This window comes from Sphingomonas sp. R86520, assembly GCF_042466285.1.
In the GTDB taxonomy this organism is placed as follows: Bacteria; Pseudomonadota; Alphaproteobacteria; order Sphingomonadales; family Sphingomonadaceae; genus Sphingomonas.
Map to the genome: position 1 here is coordinate 3,435,737 of NZ_JAXHBZ010000001.1, position 15,894 is coordinate 3,451,630.

18 protein-coding genes and 2 pseudogenes are annotated in these 15,894 nt (G+C 66.3%); 15 read left to right on the forward strand and 5 right to left on the reverse strand.

Annotated features, from left to right (window positions below):
• Positions 1–82 precede the first annotated feature (82 nt).
• Together SJY41_RS15680 and sucC are read right to left on the reverse strand one after the other, a co-directional pair.
• A complete protein-coding gene (locus SJY41_RS15680) occupies positions 83–829 on the reverse strand; it encodes an electron transfer flavoprotein subunit beta/FixA family protein (RefSeq protein WP_380783144.1) in 747 nt (248 codons plus the stop codon).
• A gap of 234 nt (positions 830–1,063) precedes the next feature.
• Positions 1,064–2,266 (reverse strand): ADP-forming succinate--CoA ligase subunit beta, encoded by a 1,203-nt coding sequence (gene sucC / locus SJY41_RS15685; protein ID WP_056053980.1) that lies wholly within the window; start codon positions 2,264–2,266, stop codon positions 1,064–1,066.
• Positions 2,267–2,474: 208 nt separating this feature from the next.
• Between sucC and SJY41_RS15690 the strand changes: the two genes are divergently transcribed.
• Positions 2,475–2,990, forward strand: a complete 516-nt coding sequence (locus SJY41_RS15690) for a beta-carotene hydroxylase (RefSeq protein ID WP_380783145.1) — start codon at positions 2,475–2,477, stop codon at positions 2,988–2,990.
• Between the two features lie 28 nt (positions 2,991–3,018).
• Positions 3,019–3,348 carry a PilZ domain-containing protein gene (locus SJY41_RS15695; protein WP_380783146.1) on the forward strand — a complete coding sequence of 110 codons (330 nt, stop codon included), beginning with the start codon at positions 3,019–3,021 and terminating at the stop codon, positions 3,346–3,348.
• Positions 3,349–3,437: 89 nt separating this feature from the next.
• Here the strand turns inward: SJY41_RS15695 and SJY41_RS15700 are convergent, their stop codons facing one another.
• Entirely contained in the window at positions 3,438–4,376 is a 939-nt protein-coding gene (locus tag SJY41_RS15700; RefSeq protein ID WP_380783147.1) for a ribose-phosphate pyrophosphokinase, read from the reverse strand.
• 105 nt (positions 4,377–4,481) lie between these two features.
• Here SJY41_RS15700 and gltX point away from each other — a divergent pair, with 105 nt between their 5' ends.
• The 11 genes and pseudogenes from gltX to SJY41_RS15755 all read left to right on the forward strand — a co-directional run bounded on the left by gltX (position 4,482) and on the right by SJY41_RS15755 (position 12,410).
• Entirely contained in the window at positions 4,482–5,813 is a 1,332-nt protein-coding gene (gene gltX, locus SJY41_RS15705) for a glutamate--tRNA ligase (RefSeq protein WP_380783148.1), read from the forward strand.
• A gap of 425 nt (positions 5,814–6,238) precedes the next feature.
• A complete protein-coding gene (locus SJY41_RS15710; protein WP_380783149.1) occupies positions 6,239–6,907 on the forward strand; it encodes a TonB family protein in 669 nt (222 codons plus the stop codon).
• 84 nt (positions 6,908–6,991) lie between these two features.
• A complete protein-coding gene (locus tag SJY41_RS15715) occupies positions 6,992–7,339 on the forward strand; it encodes a hypothetical protein (protein ID WP_380783150.1) in 348 nt (115 codons plus the stop codon).
• A gap of 23 nt (positions 7,340–7,362) precedes the next feature.
• Positions 7,363–8,013 (forward strand): annotated as a pseudogene (gene ribD, locus SJY41_RS15720) (bifunctional diaminohydroxyphosphoribosylaminopyrimidine deaminase/5-amino-6-(5-phosphoribosylamino)uracil reductase RibD); the annotation flags it as partial.
• A 260-nt stretch (positions 8,014–8,273) separates the two neighbouring features.
• A pseudogene (locus SJY41_RS15725) lies at positions 8,274–8,558 on the forward strand (RibD family protein); the annotation flags it as partial.
• Positions 8,558–9,169: a riboflavin synthase gene (locus tag SJY41_RS15730; RefSeq protein ID WP_380783151.1), complete on the forward strand. Its 612-nt coding sequence runs from the start codon at positions 8,558–8,560 to the stop codon at positions 9,167–9,169. The pseudogene SJY41_RS15725 and the gene SJY41_RS15730, both read left to right, overlap by 1 nt.
• The gene (gene ribB / locus SJY41_RS15735) at positions 9,153–10,334 is read left to right on the forward strand and encodes a 3,4-dihydroxy-2-butanone-4-phosphate synthase (protein ID WP_380783152.1); all 1,182 of its coding nucleotides are present in this window, start codon (positions 9,153–9,155) and stop codon (positions 10,332–10,334) included. Before SJY41_RS15730 ends, ribB begins: the two co-directional genes overlap by 17 nt.
• Complete coding sequence (ribH, locus tag SJY41_RS15740) at positions 10,334–10,756, forward strand: 6,7-dimethyl-8-ribityllumazine synthase (RefSeq protein WP_380783153.1); 423 nt, start codon at positions 10,334–10,336, stop codon at positions 10,754–10,756. Before ribB ends, ribH begins: the two co-directional genes overlap by 1 nt.
• A gap of 13 nt (positions 10,757–10,769) precedes the next feature.
• Positions 10,770–11,315, forward strand: a complete 546-nt coding sequence (locus tag SJY41_RS15745) for a GNAT family N-acetyltransferase (protein WP_380783154.1) — start codon at positions 10,770–10,772, stop codon at positions 11,313–11,315.
• 4 nt (positions 11,316–11,319) lie between these two features.
• Complete coding sequence (locus SJY41_RS15750) at positions 11,320–11,508, forward strand: DUF4169 family protein (protein WP_380783155.1); 189 nt, start codon at positions 11,320–11,322, stop codon at positions 11,506–11,508.
• Between the two features lie 86 nt (positions 11,509–11,594).
• Positions 11,595–12,410 (forward strand): DUF1206 domain-containing protein, encoded by an 816-nt coding sequence (locus SJY41_RS15755; RefSeq protein ID WP_380783156.1) that lies wholly within the window; start codon positions 11,595–11,597, stop codon positions 12,408–12,410.
• On the opposite strand, the gene SJY41_RS15760 is transcribed toward SJY41_RS15755, so the two are convergent.
• Positions 12,407–12,928 (reverse strand): hypothetical protein, encoded by a 522-nt coding sequence (locus SJY41_RS15760; protein ID WP_380783158.1) that lies wholly within the window; start codon positions 12,926–12,928, stop codon positions 12,407–12,409. The genes SJY41_RS15755 and SJY41_RS15760 overlap by 4 nt on opposite strands.
• A 146-nt stretch (positions 12,929–13,074) precedes the next feature.
• Positions 13,075–14,163 carry an alkene reductase gene (locus SJY41_RS15765; RefSeq protein ID WP_380783159.1) on the reverse strand — a complete coding sequence of 363 codons (1,089 nt, stop codon included), beginning with the start codon at positions 14,161–14,163 and terminating at the stop codon, positions 13,075–13,077.
• A gap of 51 nt (positions 14,164–14,214) precedes the next feature.
• On the opposite strand from SJY41_RS15765, the gene SJY41_RS15770 reads away from it, so the two are divergent.
• Positions 14,215–15,195, forward strand: a complete 981-nt coding sequence (locus SJY41_RS15770; RefSeq protein WP_380783160.1) for a DMT family transporter — start codon at positions 14,215–14,217, stop codon at positions 15,193–15,195.
• Positions 15,192–15,845, forward strand: coding sequence for a COQ9 family protein (locus SJY41_RS15775; RefSeq protein WP_380783161.1), 654 nt, complete (start codon positions 15,192–15,194; stop codon positions 15,843–15,845). Before SJY41_RS15770 ends, SJY41_RS15775 begins: the two co-directional genes overlap by 4 nt.
• The last annotated feature ends 49 nt before the right edge of the window (positions 15,846–15,894 follow it).

The window sequence follows — 15,894 nt, forward strand, 5'->3', positions numbered from 1 at the left end:
GAGCGAAGTCGAAGTCCTTGGGGCATGCCCCCTTCGGCAAAGCTCAGGACAGGCTTCGACTTCGCTCAGGGCGAACGGGAGATTACTTGGTGACGCCCATTTCCTTGAGCTTGCCGACCAGCGCGTCGACATCGGCGACCTTGATCCCGGCCGAGCGCTTGGCGGGCTCGACCACCTTCAGCGTAGTCAGGCGCGGCGTCACGTCGACGCCGAAATCGGCCGGCGTCTTCTGCGCCATCGGCTTAGACTTCGCCTTCATGATGTTCGGCAGCGAGGCGTAGCGCGGCTCGTTGAGACGAAGATCGGTGGTGATGATCGCGGGCAGCTTCAGCGTGTCCGTCTCCGCACCGCCATCGACCTCGCGCGTCACGTTGACCGAGCCGTCGGCAATCTCGACCTTCGAGGCGAACGTGCCCTGGCCCCAGTTCAGGAGGCCGGCGAGCATCTGCCCGGTCTGGTTGTTGTCGTCGTCGATCGCCTGCTTGCCGAGGATCACGAGGTCGGGCTTTTCCTCCTCGACGATCTTGGCGAGGATCTTGGCGACGCCGAGTGGCTCGACCTTGGTCTCGCTGACGACGAGGATCGCACGGTCGGCACCCATTGCGAGTGCGGTACGGAGCGTTTCCTGCGATTTCTGCTCGCCGATCGAGACGACGACGATCTCGGTCACGCCCTTGTCCTTGAGGCGGATCGCTTCTTCGACCGCGATCTCGTCGAACGGGTTCATGCTCATCTTGACGTTCGCCAGATCGACGCCCGTTCCGTCCGCCTTCACGCGAGGCTTCACGTTGTAGTCAAGCACGCGCTTGACCGGCACCAGCACCTTCATCGGGGTTCCTTCCAAGGTCGATATCGTCTTTTCGCCTTACGGCGTTGGCCGGACAGATGGCCGTTTCGAGCCGTTTTCGCAAGTGCGGTACGGAATCATCGCTGTGCCGTAGCGTCACGACGAGATGCCGGCCGGACCACCTGCCGAGTAGCGTGCAAGATCAACGAAAAAGGGCCCGGACGTTTCCGTCCGAGCCCCGTTTTTCGCAGAATCAGTATGCGTAGTCGAAGGCGGTTACGCCGCGACCTTCTGCACCTCTGCGACGATCTTCTTGGCCGCATCGCCAAGGTCGTTCGCCGGAACGATCGCGAGGCCGGAGTTCGCGAGGATCTCCTTGCCCTTTTCGACATTCGTGCCCTCGAGGCGGACGACGAGCGGCACCGAGAGGTTCACTTCCTTCGCCGCGGCAACGATGCCGTCGGCGATGATGTCGCACTTCATGATGCCACCGAAGATGTTGACGAGAATGCCCTTCACGTTCGGATCCGCGAGGATGATCTTGAACGCCGCCGTCACCTTCTCCTTATTGGCGCCGCCGCCGACGTCGAGGAAGTTGGCGGGGAACATGCCGTTGAGCTTGATGATGTCCATCGTCGCCATCGCGAGGCCCGCGCCGTTGACCATGCAGCCGATGTCGCCGTCGAGCTTGATGTAGGCGAGGTCGTACTTCGACGCCTCGAGCTCGGCGGGATCTTCCTCGGTCTCGTCGCGCAGTTCGAGCAGGTCCTTGTGGCGGAACAGCGCGTTGCCGTCGAACGCGACCTTCGCGTCGAGCACCATCAGCTTGCCGTCGTTCGTTACGGCGAGCGGGTTGATCTCGATCTGCTCGGCATCGGTGCCCATGAACGCGTCATACAGCTTCGACGCGGTGTTCGCGGCCTGCTTGGCGAGATCGCCGGTCAGCTTCAGCGCAGCGGCAACGGCGCGGCCGTGATGCGGCATGAAGCCGGTTGCCTGGTCGATGTCGATCGACTGGATCTTCTCGGGCGTGTCGTGCGCGACCGCTTCGATGTCCATGCCGCCTTCGGTCGAAACGACCATCATCACCCGGCCGGTGGTGCGGTTGAGCGTCAGCGCGAGGTAGAATTCCTTGTCGATGTCGACGCCGTCGGTGACGTACAGGCGATTGACCTGCTTGCCCGCGTCACCCGTCTGGATGGTGACGAGCGTGTTGCCGAGCATGTCGGTCGCTGCTGCGCGAACCTCGTCCTCGGTCTTGGCGAGGCGGACGCCGCCCTTGGCATCGGGGCCGAGCTCGACGAACTTGCCCTTGCCGCGGCCGCCCGCGTGGATCTGCGCCTTGACGACATAGAGCGGTCCGGGAAGCTTCTTCGAGGCCTCGACGGCCTCCTCGACGGTCAGTGCCGCGAACCCGGCGGGGACGGGGACGCCGAACTTGGCCAGCAGTTCCTTGGCCTGGTATTCATGGATGTTCATCGGGAAGGCTCCACGCAATTTTTAGGAAACTCGGGAATTGCGTCGGCGTAAAGCACAGGGCGGGGCGCAAATCCACCCTTAAGGCATTTGCAGTTGCGTCTCGTTCGCAATAGAGCATCGAGACTGCTGGTTTCAGGCGTTTTTCGCGGCAACAATGTAGGACAATTCACCTTTTGCCGTGTTGCGCTCGCGACCCTATATGCGGGGCATGGCGATCTGGCACGGCATCCTTCTGTTTCTCGGTACCGTGATCGGTATGGAGGCGTTTGCCTACGCGGCGCATCGCTGGATCATGCACGGCTTCGGCTGGTTCCTGCATGAAAGCCACCACCGGGCGAGGCCTGGCAATTGGGAACTGAACGACCTCTACGCCGCAATCTTCGCGGTGCCGTCGTTCGTTCTGCTGCTGGGCGGCGCGCAACTCGGCTGGTGGCCGGGTTTCGTGTGGATCGGCGCGGGGATCGCCGCGTACGGCGCGATCTATTTCGGGTTCCACGACGTGATCGTGCACCAGCGCATTCCGACTCGGTATCTGCCGAAATCGAAATACATGAAGCGCATCGTGCAGGCGCACCGCTTGCATCACGTGGTCGAGACGAAAGAGGGCAATGTCAGCTTCGGTTTCCTCGTTGCACCGCGGCCAGAGGATTTGAAGGCCGAACTGAAACGCCGGTCGCGAGCGGGTATCCGCGCTCCGGCCAAGAGTCGCGCATTTGGAGAATAGTAACCATTTGGAGGGCAGTGTTCCGGACATGACACAGCCCGTCCTCATTCCTCCTGCCGAACCGACCGGCGAAGAGCTTCGTCAGGCGTTTCGCAAAGCCGTAAAGATGCGCGCGCACCTGCGGGATCGCGGCCAGACGCGATTCGAGATCGAGGTGACCGACCTGTCGCTCTCGGGGTTTCGCGCGGAGACGAGCTTTACCTTGTGGCCGGGGACGGTGGTTTGGCTGACGCTGCCCGGACTGGCGGCGCTAGAGGCTGTCGTCGCCTGGCGCGACAAGTTCAAATACGGGTGCGCGTTTGCCAAGCCCCTGCATCCGGCTGTGTTCGACCACATCGTGGCGTTGTCGCAGCGCTGATCAGGGCGTCGCCCGAACTTCCTTGTTCTCCCGCGAAGGCGGGAGCCCAGTCTGGATCCCCGCCTTCGCGGGGAAACACGCTACCTTGCTCAGTCGAACAGGCTCGACACACTCGTCTCGTCCGCGATGCGCTTGATTGCTTCGCCGAGCAGCGGCGCGATCTGGAGATGGCGAATCTTGCCACCCGCGCCCTTGATGGCGTCGTGATTGCCGATCGAATCGGTGATCACCAGTTCGCGCAGTTCCGATCCTTCGACTCGCGCAACCGCGCCGCCCGACAGCACGCCGTGCGTGACATACGCCACGACGTCCTCGGCGCCTGCCTCCTTCAACGCCGCGGCCGCGTTGCACAGCGTCCCCGCCGAATCGACGATGTCGTCGACCAGGATGCAGAAGCGCCCCTCGACCTCGCCGATGATGTTCATCACTTCCGACTCGCCTGCGCGCTCGCGACGCTTGTCGACGATCGCGAGCGGGGCGTTGTCGAGTCGCTTGGCGAGCACGCGCGCGCGCACCACGCCGCCGACATCCGGCGACACGACCATCAGGTTCTTGCCCTTGAACCGCGCGAGGATATCCGCGGACATCACCGGGGCCGCATAGAGATTGTCGGTCGGGATATCGAAGAAGCCCTGGATCTGGCCGGCATGCAGATCGACCGACAGCACGCGGTTCGCGCCCGCGACCGTGATCAGGTTGGCGACCAGCTTGGCTGAGATCGGCGTGCGCGGGCCCGGCTTCCGGTCCTGCCGCGCGTAGCCCATGTACGGGATCACCGCGGTGATGCGCCGCGCCGACGCACGCTTCAGCGCGTCGATCATGATCAGCAATTCCATGAGGTTGTCGTTGGCCGGGTAGCCGGTCGACTGGATCACGAACACGTCCTCGCCGCGGACGTTCTCGTTGATTTCGACGAAGACCTCCTCGTCGGCGAAGCGGCGCACGCTGACGTCGGTCAACGGAATCTCCATGTACGCGGAGATTTCCTGCGCGAGGGGCAGGTTCGAATTGCCGGTCATCAACTTCATCAAATCGCTCCACCCCGAGTCGCACGCCCCTTAGGCCCGGTGCCGCGATCGGGAAAGGGGCCGAAGGGGTTTGCCCGCGCTGCGGTCGCTTCGTACAGCGGCGGAATGACCGTGATCACCCGTTTCGCCCCTTCGCCCACCGGCCGGCTGCACGTCGGCAACATTCGCACCGCGCTTCACAACTGGATGTTCGCGCGCGCGAACGGCGGCAAGTTCGTGCTGAGGATCGACGATACCGATCCGGAACGCAGCGAGGAGCGGTTCGTCGACGCGATCCGCGCCGATCTCGACTGGCTCGGGATGACCCCGGACTCGGAGGAGCGGCAGTCGGCACGGTTCGCGCTGTACGAGGCACGGTTCGCGGCGCTGGTCGCGAGCGGGCATGTATATCCGGCGTACGAGACGACTCAGGAGCTCGACCTCAAGCGGAAGATCCAGGCCGGACGCGGACTGCCGCCGATCTACGACCGCGCTGCGCTGGCGCTGAGCGATGACGCGCGGGCGAAGCTGGAAGCAGACGGCGTCGCGCCGCATTGGCGGTTCAAGCTCGATCACGACTCGGCGATCGCGTGGGAGGATTTGATCCGCGGCGCGGCGCATTTCGATGCGAAGACGATGAGTGATCCGGTCATCCGCCGCGCGGACGGATCGTGGCTGTACATGCTGCCGTCGGCGATCGACGATGCCGAGATGGGCGTTACCCACGTCGTGCGCGGCGAGGATCACGTGTCGAACACCGCGCTCCAGCTGCAGATGTTCGCCGCGATGGGCGCCATACCGCCGCGGTTCGCGCACGAGGCGTTGCTGACGGGCGCCGAGGGCAAGTTGTCGAAGCGGCTCGGCTCGCTCGGCGTCGATCATTTCCGAGAGGTCGGGATCGAGCCGCAGGCGGTCCGCGCGCTGCTGGCGCGGATCGGGACCAGCGACCCGGTCGAGCCGATCGCCGACGCCGCGCCGTTGATCGCGGGATTCGACTTTGCGCGGTTCGGGCGGGCGCCGGCGCGGTTCGACGAGGCGGAGTTGGCGGCGTTGAACGCGCGGATCCTGCATGCACTGCCGTTCGAGACCATCGCCGACCGCCTCCCCATGGGCATGACCCCGGCGGCATGGGATGCGGTCCGGCCGAACCTGGTGACACTGGCGGATGCGGCCGACTGGTGGTCGGTGATCGAGGGGCCGATCGCTGTCGAAGGGGAGGTCGAGGTCGAGGTCGAGTATCTCGACCAGGCTCTGGCGGCGGCGGGGGACATCGACTGGTCGAGCGATCCCTGGCACGCGCTGACTTCTCGCCTGAAGGCGGAGACGGGGCGCAAAGGGAAGGCGCTGTTCCTGCCGCTGCGTCGCGCGCTGACCGGACGCGATCATGGCCCCGACATGGCGGCGTTGCTGCCGCTGATCGGGCGCGAGCGGGCTTTGGAGCGGTTGGCGGCGCGCTGATCTGGCGGTCCCGAAGGTCGCCCCAAAAAGCATGGGCAGGCGCACGGTTGGACGGGACGAAGCAGCCTATCTTTGCCAGCGGTAGAGAAGAGCACTGCCTCAATCCCAAGCACCTCCCCGGCGAGGGCCGGGGCCCAGCTGGAAAGGTCGCAGTAACAAAGCGCCAGCCTTGGTTAGCAACGTCCCCCAACTGGGCCCCGGCCTCCGCCGGGGAGGTGGAGGTGTGGGGCGCGGAATTGCCCAAACTAGCCGGTCTGGTGCGTCAAACCATTCCACCGTGTCAGTCAAATCGCGAAATTAAGTGGCGCCAATGAAACAGCGCTTTCCCGACCCGAACCCCTTGCCCCTGGAATGTAATGATGTACCATCGCAACCGGCGGTACCTATCTCGCCGCCATCCTCAAGGAGATGCGAAGGAGACGGCAATGTACGCGGATCGACTGAACCGGACGGGCGGATTCAATCCCGGAAGCCTCGGCGTTGCGCTGGCGATCAGTGGCGCGATGATCGGGGGGCTGTTCTTTGCGGCGCCGACGCTGTCGCCGTTCACGCCGCCCGACAAACCGCTCGTCACGTATGTGCCCTACACCCCGCCACCGCCGCCGGAGCCATCGCCGCCCGCCGATCCGCTGATCCGTCAGCAACCGCGCCCTGCCCCGCGTCCCGATGCGCCCGCGCCGCTCGTGCCGACGCCAGCCGACACCGGCTTCACGGTCGCACCCGATCCGCTGCCCTACACGCCACCGATAGGCGTCGACGGCGCCGGGATCGGCACCGTTGCGGTCGATCCACCCAAGCCCGCGCCGGTGTTCGTCCAGCCCGGCATCGACCCGCGCTATGCCGCCGATTTCCAGCCTAGCTACCCTTCCGAGGAACGCCGCGCCGAACGCGAGGGGCGGGTCGCGGTGCGCGTCCTGGTCGGCATCGATGGTCGCGTGAAACAGGTCGAGCGGATCAGCGCGACCACCGACACCTTCTACCGTGCGACGCTCGACCGGGCGCTGGCGAAGTGGCGGTTCAAGCCGGCGACGCGCGACGGCGTGCCGGTCGAGGCGTGGCGGGCAATGTCGCTTACCTTCGTGCTCCAGAACTGAAGCTCCGGAAACTAAGCCTCCAGAAACCAAACCTAAGGCGGGCGGGGCTGGCCTAGCCGGCCCCGCCCCCCTATCTTGCGCGCCATGGGCTTTTTCAGTCGCTTCACGCCGATCGTCGCCTATCGCGACCTGCGGCTCTTCCTCAGCCAGCGCCGGCCGTACGAGCTGATTTTTCTCGTGGCGGCGCTCGGCGTCACCAGCTTCCTGATCTACGCGTTCATGAAGGATTCGTACGTCGAGAGGGAATACCGCCCGAAGATCATCTATGTCGAACAATGGCCCGCGGATCGCACCGATGCGCAGATCGTCGCGCAGCAGAAGATCGACGCCCCGATCAAGGCCAAGGCCGTCGCCGAGCAGAAGGCCCGCGAGGATGCGCAGCGCGCCTCGTTCAAGCGCCTGGACGACAAGCTGAAGGCCATGGGAATCTGACCCAGGCCGCGGACGCACGCTGGATGGGCGCCGCGCTGGCACTGGCCGAGCGGAGCCGCGGACGGACCGCGCCCAACCCCAATGTCGGCTGCGTGATCGTGCGCGACGGCCGCGTGGTCGGGCGCGGCTGGACGCAGCCGGGTGGACGGCCGCATGCCGAGGCGGTGGCGCTGGCCGAGGCTGGTCTCGAAGCACGAGGGGCGACGGCTTACGTCACGCTCGAGCCATGCGCGCATGTTTCTCTCCGAGGGCCTGCCTGTAGCGACCTGCTGATCGAGGCCGGCGTCGCCCGGGTCGTCTGCGCGCTCGAAGACCCGGACACGCGCACCGCAGGCAAAGGGTTCGCTCGCCTCGACGCCGCGGGGATCGCAGTAACGAGCGGCCTTCGCGCGAACGAAGCTCGCCGTTCGATGGCCGGATTTCTCACGCGGCAGGCTCTTGGTCGACCCCACGTTACATTGAAGCTGGCAACCTCGCTCGACGGCTGCATAGCCTTGGCGGACGGATCGAGTCGCTGGATCACCGGTCCGCAGGCACGCGCCCACGCGCATCTCGAGCGGAGTAGACACGAAGCGATCCTGGTTGGTCGTGGGACGTACGAGACCGACGCCCCGCGACTCGATGTGCGGCTGCCGGGATTGGAGGGGCGTGGTCCCAGGCGTGTGCTTTTATCCACGACCCTGGCCCTCATCCTCTGCAGCTCCCCCCTCCCCCCGGCCGTCATTCCAGCGAACGCTGGAATATTCCCGTTGGGGAACGCGACCGAGCCTCACCGGGAGACCCCAGCTTTCGCTGGGGCGACGGAATTGCGGCGGGTGATGGAGCCCCAGCGGGCGGCAGAGTTGCACCGAGTGCCGGAGTCGCAGCGGGCGGCGGAGTTGCACCGAGTGCCGGAGTTACGGCGATCGACAGAGCGGCGCGCGGCCTCGCAGACTGGACGATAATCGGAACCCCGCACGACATCGCCGCCCTCCCCAATGTCGACCACATCCTCGTCGAAGGCGGCGCGGCCGTAGCGTCGGCGTTCCTTGGCGCCGATCTGGTCGACCGCCTCCTCCTCTACCGCGCGCCGATCCTGATCGGCGGCGGCAGGCACGCACTCCGCGACATCGGCCTCACCGACCTGACCGAAGCGCATGGTCGCTGGGCGATCGTCGATGCGCGGCAACTTGGCAGCGACCGGCTCGAGGTCTACGAGCGCGAACGAAACGAGGCATAATGTTCACCGGAATCGTCACCGACATCGGCACCGTCACGACCGTGGAGTCGCCCGGCGACACGCGCGTCGTCGTCAGCACCGCCTATGATACCGCCACCGTCGATCTCGGCGCATCGATCTCGTGCTCGGGCGTCTGCCTGACCGTCGTCGATAAGGGCCCCAATTGGTTCGCGGTCGACGTATCCGGCGAGACGATCAGCCGTACGGCGCGCGACCAGTGGACCCAAGGCCGTAAATTCAACCTCGAACGCGCGATGAAGCTCGGCGACGAGCTCGGCGGACACATCGTCACGGGCCATGTCGACGGGCTCGGCACCGTCGTCGCACTGGCGGAGGAAGGCGGCTCGCACCGCGTCACCATCCGCGCCGGCGCCGACATCGCGCCGTTCATCGCGGCCAAGGGTTCGGTGACAATCGACGGCGTCTCGCTCACCGTCAACGCCATTCGCGATATCGATGGGGAGGTCGAGTTCGGCCTCAACATCATCCCGCATACCTGGGCGGTCACCACGCTCGGGACGATCCAGATGGGTCAGTCGGTCAATATCGAGATCGACGTCCTCGCCCGCTATCTCCAACGCATGGAGCATTACCGTGTCAAAGCCAGCTGAACGTACCGCCGAACTGGGGCGCCTCAAGCACGGCTACCTGTCGTCGCCCGAAGAGATCATCGACGAGGCGCGCAACGGCCGGATGTTCATCCTGGTCGACGACGAGGACCGCGAGAACGAGGGCGACCTGGTCATCCCCGCGCAGATGGCGACGCCCGAGAAGATCAACTTCATGGCGAAGTTCGGTCGCGGGCTGATCTGCCTCGCGCTGACCAGGGAGCGTACCGAGGAACTCGGGCTCGAACTGATGAGCCGCAACAACGGCACCCGGCACGAGACCGCGTTCACCGTCTCGATCGAGGCGCTCGAAGGCGTCACGACGGGCATCTCGGCCGCCGATCGCGCGCGCACTATCGCGGTTGCGGTCGATGCGACCAAGGGCAAGCCGGACATCGTCACCCCCGGCCACGTCTTCCCGCTGGTGGCGCGCGACGGCGGCGTGCTGATCCGCGCCGGCCATACCGAGGCGGCGGTCGACGTCGCACGACTTGCCGGGCTCAATCCGTCGGGCGTGATCTGCGAGATCATGAACGAGGACGGCACGATGGCGCGGATGGACGACCTCGTCACCTTCGCGCAGTTCCACAACGTCAAGATCGGCACGATCCGCGACCTGATCGCGTATCGCCGTCGCCACGATCACCTCGTCGAGAAGCGCGCCGAGGCGAAGTTCACCTCCGAATGGGGCGGCGACTGGACCGCGCTGACCTTCTGGAACAAAGCGACCGGCACCGAGCAGGTCGCTCTGGTCAAGGGCAAGATCGACCCCGCCAAGCCGACGCTGGTCCGCATGCACGCGCTGTCGCCGTTCGCCGACATCTTCGGCGAATCGGGCGATCGTGGTCGCATCCTCGCGCGCTCGATGCAGATGATCGCGGACGAGGGCGCGGGCGTGATCGTCGTGATCAGCCGTCCACGTCACAATACTTTCACCTCGGCGGTGATGAAGAAGGCGGGCGCGGAAATCACCCCGGACATGGAGGAACTGCGCGACTACGGCGTCGGCGCGATGATCCTGACCGAACTCGGCGTGCACGACATGGTGCTGATCACCAACACGCATCACACGCTGGTCGGGCTCGACGGCTATGGCCTGTCGATCGTCGGCGAGCGTCGCATTGCCCAATTTGGGGCATCCTTGAACACCGAAGAAAGCCCGAACTGATGGCCCATCTCCTCATCGTCGAAGCGCGGTTCTACGATCACCTCAACGACCTGCTGGTCGAGGGCGCCAAGGCCGCGATCGAAGCGGCCGGCCATACGCACGAGACGATCACCGTGCCGGGTGCGCTCGAAGTCCCCGGCGCGATCGCGCTGGCGGCCGAGAGCGAGACGTTCGACGCCTATGTCGCGCTCGGCGTCGTGATCCGCGGCGAGACCTATCATTTCGAGATCGTCGCGGGCGAGAGCGCACGCGGTATCATGCAGCTGACGATGGACGGCCTGCCGATCGGCAACGGCATCCTGACGACCGAGAACGAAGCGCAGGCGTTGACCCGCGCGCGTCCGGCCGAGGGCGACAAGGGCGGTGGCGCGGCCAATGCGGCGCTGGCGATGCTGGCGCTGAAGGACCGCTTCATCGCGTGACGAACCTCCTCGCATGACCGCGCCGGTGCTCCTCACGGAGCGCCTGTTGCTCCGGCCGCTCAAGCCGGAGGATGCCGAGGCGTGGTATGCGTTCCATGCCGATCCGGTGACGATGCGCCATCTCGGCGGCGTGCAACCCCGCAGCGTCGCGTGGCGCGGGCTGTGTGCGATGGCCGGCGCGTGGAGCATCCGCGGCTTCTCGATGTTCGCAGTGACGTTGCGCGACACGGGGGAATGGATCGGCCGGGTCGGGCCGTGGCAACCCGAAGGCTGGCCGGGTACCGAGATCGGCTGGGGGTTGGCATCGCAGTTCGCTGGTCATGGATTCGCGCGCGAGGCGGCGGTGGCGACGATCGACTATGCGGTCGAAATGCTCGGCTGGGCCGACATCATCCACACCATCGCGCCCGACAACGCGGAGTCGATTGCGCTCGCCGAGCGTCTTGGCTCGACCAACCGCGGCCCTACCCGCCTGCCCGCGCCGCTCGAAACATTGCCGGTCGACGATTGGGGCCAGAGCGCTGCCGACTGGCGGATCCGCAGAGCGGCCAATGGGTGAGGTCGTGAACCTCCGCCTCGCGCGCAAACAGCGCGCCCGTGCCGCAGCAACCGTCCGCGCGGACGAGAATCGCCGGCTCTTCGGACGTAACGCGGCGCAGAAGGCGAGCGACGCTGCGGAGCGATCCCGGCTCGCCAAGACGCTCGATGGCGCGCGACGCAATGACGCTCCATCGGAACCGACGGTGGAGTGACGATAGCGATGTCGCCTCGGATCCGCGCTCCCTCCCGGAACGTCACGAGCGTCGCGCCGTTAAGCCTCCGTAACAAAGGGGCGATCATGATTTCGGACGCGAATGCGACGTTGCTCGCCAAACTCGGGTTTGCCGCACGCGGCGTGGTGTATATTCTCGTCGGCTGGTTCGCAGTCGACGCGGCGCTGCACGGCGGCGAAGTCACCGACAACCAGGGGGCAATCGGGTCGATGGCCGACGGGCCGATCGGACCGTTGCTGTTGGCGATCATCGCCGCCGGCTTGCTCGGCTATGCGATCTGGCGGCTGACCGAGGCGGCGGCGAACCCCGAGCAGATCGGCCGCGATGCGAAGGGTAGCCTGAAGCGGATCGGCCATGTCGTCAGCGGCATCGCGCACCTGATCCTCGCCTGGACCGCGACCAAGCTCGCCTTCGATCTGGGATCGAACAGGGGTGGCGTGTCGCCCGGAGACGAGAGTGCCCGGGACTGGACGGCGTTGCTCCTGGAGCAGCCGCTCGGGCGGTTCCTGGTCGGCGCGGTGGCGCTCGGCGTGCTGGTCGCGGGTTTCCAACAGGCGCTGAAGGCGTGGCGCGGCGATTTCATCCACGACCTGCGCGGCGACGCCCCTGCCCCCGGCTATGTCTGCACGATGGGTCGGATCGGCTACGGCGCCCGCGCGCTGGTGTTCGTGACCGTCGCAGGGCTGTTCGCGCTGGCGGCGTGGAGCGCGCATGCGAGCGACGCCGGCGGCGTTGCCGACGCGCTGGAGATGCTGCAATCGCAACCCGGCGGGAAGTGGTTGCTCGTACTGACCGGGATCGGTCTGGCGCTGTTCGGTGCATACAGCCTCATCGAGGCGCGCTTTCGGCGCATCCATGTCGACCTGCCCGGTACGCACTAGGTCGTTGCGGACTCGGCAAGCGCGGCTTTGACTTCCTCGACGGTGATGCCGAATGCGGCGGCGAGCCCGGACAGCGACGCGCCACGGTCCGCCAGGGTGCGGATGCGCGCGGGGTCGACGATCGTCTTGTAGCTACGCGTGTCGCGCTCCTTCTTGGTCTCCTCGCCACTACGCGCGAGCGCGCCGGAGCGGCGTCGCTTGGAGATCTTCAGCGCTTCGACATCGTTGGTCGGCGGCGCATTCAACCGCGCCTCATGCCGAGCCGCTTCTTCGATCCGGCGGGCCTCGCGGGCACGCTCGCGTTCTTGAGTGAGCGCGTCACGTTGCGCGATACGTGATTCGGAGCGTTGCTCGGCCGCGGCCAGGCGCTCCTGCGCACGGCGTTCTCGATCTTGGGCGCGATCTTGGGCCCGATCTTGGGCGCGGTCCCCTGCGCGACGCGTGCCGCGATCGGACGTGTCGGACAGCGGCGTTCCTGCCAGCCTGTCGCTTTTCGGCCAGCCCCAGCCGTCGGTCATACGTAATCCTGTTTGTCACCGGTGCGCCGCCTAGGGCGCGGAAGCGCGCTGCTAGGCGATGGCCTCACCGGTGACAATCGCCCCAGCCGTCATCCCAGCGAAAGCTGGGGTGACGGGCCTATTTGGGGGTACTCAAAGGCGGAAGCTTACGCGTTCGCGGTTTCGAGCGCCGGGTAGTCGACATAACCCTCGGGGCCCTGGCTGTACCAGGTCTTCGGGTTGTCCTGCGCAAGCGGCGCACCGGTGCGGAAGCGCTCCGGCAGATCCGGGTTGCCGATGAACGTGCGGCCAAAGCTGATCGCGTCCGCGTTGCCCGAATCGAGCTCCGCCTGTGCGTCGGCGACGGTGGCGTAATCCGAGTTCACGACCAGCACGCCCTTGAAGACCTTGCGGATTGCCGGGCTGAGCTTTGGCACGTCGGTCTTGCCGAACGTACCGTTGGGACCGGGCTCACGCAGTTCGAGGAAGGCAACGCCGAGATCGGACAGAACCTTCGCCGCCGCGGTGAACAGCTCTTCCGGGCTGCTGTCGTCGACCCCCTGGGAATCGCCGTTGGGCGACAGGCGGACGCTGGTGCGGCCGGCACCCGCGACCGAGACGACGCGCTCGGCGACTTCGCGCAGCAGGCGGACGCGGTTCTCGACCGAGCCACCATACTCATCCGTGCGGCTGTTGGCGTTGTCGCGCAGGAACTGGTCGATCAGATAGCCGTTCGCGGCGTGGATCTGGACGCCGTCGAACCCGGCCGCCAGCGCGTTCTTCGTCGCCAGCTCGTAATCGTTCAGCAGGCGGGGAATCTCGTTCAGCTCGAGCGGCCGCGCGACCTCGAAGTCCTGCTTGCCCTCATAGGTGTGCGCCTGGCCTTCGGTCGCGGTCGCCGACGACGAGACCGGCTGCGTGCCGATCACCGACGAATGGACCTGACGCCCCATGTGCCACAGCTGCGCGACGATCCGGCCGCCGGCCGCGTGGACCGAGTCGGTGACGGGCTTCCAGGCAGCGACCTGCGCATCGGTCCACAGACCCGGCGCGAACGGCCAGCCGAGCCCTTCGCGGCTGATGCCGGTGGCTTCCGAGATGATCAGGCCGGCGCTCGCCCGCTGCGTGTAATAGTCGACCATCAGGTCGGACGGCACGGCGTCCTTGTCCGCACGGCCGCGCGTGAGGGGGGCCATGAGGATGCGGTTGGGCGCTTCGATGGCACCGAGCGTGATAGGATCGAAAAGGCTAGGCATGAGGGCTCCTTATTGGCCTGACGGGCGGAAGATAGGGCGCTACACGGCGGCATGCATCGCCCTGACCCGCAAAGATTATCTAGCGCACCCGATACGGTACCCGAGCTAGCGCCTGGCCGCGCGAGCATCGCCGCGCCCGGTATGATCGCGTTCGCTGCGCTGATCGTCGCGAACGTCGCGCTGGCGTTCGGGCCGTGGTTCGTCCGCGCGACCGAAGTCGGGCCGGTCGCGGCGGGGTTCTGGCGGCTGACGCTCGCGGTGCCGTTCCTGATCGCGCTCGCGGTCCAGCAAGGCGCACGGCCGACCCGGTTGAGCGGCGGCGTGTGGATCGGGCTGATCGCCGGCGGCGTGTGTTTCGCCGCGGACCTCGGCGCATGGCATCTCGGGATACACCGAACGACGCTCGCCAACGCGACGCTGTTCGGCAATGTGGCGACGCTGATGTTCCCGATCTACGGCTTCCTGATCGCCAAGACCTGGCCGACGCGGACGCAGGGCTGGGCCCTGGTGCTCGCCGCTGCGGGGGCAGCATTGCTGCTCGGCCGATCGTACCAGCTCGATGCGAAGAACCTGGCGGGCGACCTGCTCTGCATCCTCGCCGGGCTGCTCTACACGGTCTACTTCATCCTGATGGCGCGTGCGCGCGCGACGCTGGCACCGCTCTCGGCGCTGACCTTGTCGACGCTGGCCGGGATCGTCCCCTTGCTCGTGTTCGCGCTGGCGATGGACGAGCGCGTGCTGCCGACGCATTGGGGGCCGCTGATCGGGCTAGCCCTTTGCAGCCAGGTGCTGGGACAGGGCCTGATGATCTACGCGCTCGGGCGCTTCACGCCGCTGGTGATCGGGATCGCGTTGCTGATCCAGCCGGTCGTGGCAGGAATGGTTGGCTGGCTGGTCTACGGCGAGCGGCTCGGCCCGGCGGATCTGGTCGGCGTCGTGATGGTCGCGGTCGCGCTGGTGCTCGTCAGGCAGCAGCCACCCCTTGAAGACCCGCTTGATACGCCTGACTTTGAACGGCAGGAGACGGCATGACCCAGGATCTTACGCTCGACGAAATCCGCGCCCTGCTGGCGCCCGGCATCGCGGCTAACGCGGCGTTCGACGGCTGGAGCGATGCCGCGCGCGACATGGCGGCGAACGCTGCGGGGATCGACACCGACGTCGCCGCGCTCGCCTTCAAGGACGGCCCGGTCGACATGATCGATGCATGGTTCGCGCATATCGATGCCGTCATGCTCGCGGCCGTACCGCCCGAGCGGCTCGCGTTGATGAAGATCCGCGAGAAGATCACGTCGCTGATCGAGGCACGGCTCGATGCGACGTCGGCGGACCGCGAATCGCTGCGCCGGGCGGTGACGATCCTCGCGCTGCCGCAGAATCTGGCGAAGGCGGCGCGGCTCGGATGGCGCACGGTCGACACGATCTGGCACGCGGCGGGCGACGTCGCGACCGACTATAATCACTATACCAAGCGGACGATCCTGCTCGGCGTGTACGCGTCGACGATCACGGTGTTCCTCGACGACGAGAGCGAGGGCCTGGCCGAGACGCGCGCGTTTCTCGGCCGCCGGATCGCGGGGATCATGCAGTTCGAGAAGGCCAAGGCCGGCTTCCTCAAGCGGACCGAGCATCGTTTTAGCCTGTCGCGCTTCGTCGGTCGGCTGCGCTATCCGATTGCCTGAGCAAATGCCTGGGGGGCTTCCCTTGCAGATCGGTTACTGATAATCAGTC

What these genes read in the sequence shown, in the direction of transcription:
- SJY41_RS15680 (WP_380783144.1), bottom strand. Translation starts at nt 829, where the DNA reads ATGAAGGTGCTGGTGCCGGTCAAGCGCGTGCTTGACTACAACGTGAAG.
- sucC (WP_056053980.1), bottom strand. Translation starts at nt 2,266, where the DNA reads ATGAACATCCATGAATACCAGGCCAAGGAACTGCTGGCCAAGTTCGGC.
- SJY41_RS15690 (WP_380783145.1), top strand. Translation starts at nt 2,475, where the DNA reads ATGGCGATCTGGCACGGCATCCTTCTGTTTCTCGGTACCGTGATCGGT.
- SJY41_RS15695 (WP_380783146.1), top strand. Translation starts at nt 3,019, where the DNA reads ATGACACAGCCCGTCCTCATTCCTCCTGCCGAACCGACCGGCGAAGAG.
- SJY41_RS15700 (WP_380783147.1), bottom strand. Translation starts at nt 4,376, where the DNA reads ATGAAGTTGATGACCGGCAATTCGAACCTGCCCCTCGCGCAGGAAATC.
- gltX (WP_380783148.1), top strand. Translation starts at nt 4,482, where the DNA reads ATGACCGTGATCACCCGTTTCGCCCCTTCGCCCACCGGCCGGCTGCAC.
- SJY41_RS15710 (WP_380783149.1), top strand. Translation starts at nt 6,239, where the DNA reads ATGTACGCGGATCGACTGAACCGGACGGGCGGATTCAATCCCGGAAGC.
- SJY41_RS15715 (WP_380783150.1), top strand. Translation starts at nt 6,992, where the DNA reads ATGGGCTTTTTCAGTCGCTTCACGCCGATCGTCGCCTATCGCGACCTG.
- SJY41_RS15730 (WP_380783151.1), top strand. Translation starts at nt 8,558, where the DNA reads ATGTTCACCGGAATCGTCACCGACATCGGCACCGTCACGACCGTGGAG.
- ribH (WP_380783153.1), top strand. Translation starts at nt 10,334, where the DNA reads ATGGCCCATCTCCTCATCGTCGAAGCGCGGTTCTACGATCACCTCAAC.
- SJY41_RS15745 (WP_380783154.1), top strand. Translation starts at nt 10,770, where the DNA reads ATGACCGCGCCGGTGCTCCTCACGGAGCGCCTGTTGCTCCGGCCGCTC.
- SJY41_RS15755 (WP_380783156.1), top strand. Translation starts at nt 11,595, where the DNA reads ATGATTTCGGACGCGAATGCGACGTTGCTCGCCAAACTCGGGTTTGCC.
- SJY41_RS15760 (WP_380783158.1), bottom strand. Translation starts at nt 12,928, where the DNA reads ATGACCGACGGCTGGGGCTGGCCGAAAAGCGACAGGCTGGCAGGAACG.
- SJY41_RS15765 (WP_380783159.1), bottom strand. Translation starts at nt 14,163, where the DNA reads ATGCCTAGCCTTTTCGATCCTATCACGCTCGGTGCCATCGAAGCGCCC.
- SJY41_RS15770 (WP_380783160.1), top strand. Translation starts at nt 14,215, where the DNA reads ATGCATCGCCCTGACCCGCAAAGATTATCTAGCGCACCCGATACGGTA.
- SJY41_RS15775 (WP_380783161.1), top strand. Translation starts at nt 15,192, where the DNA reads ATGACCCAGGATCTTACGCTCGACGAAATCCGCGCCCTGCTGGCGCCC.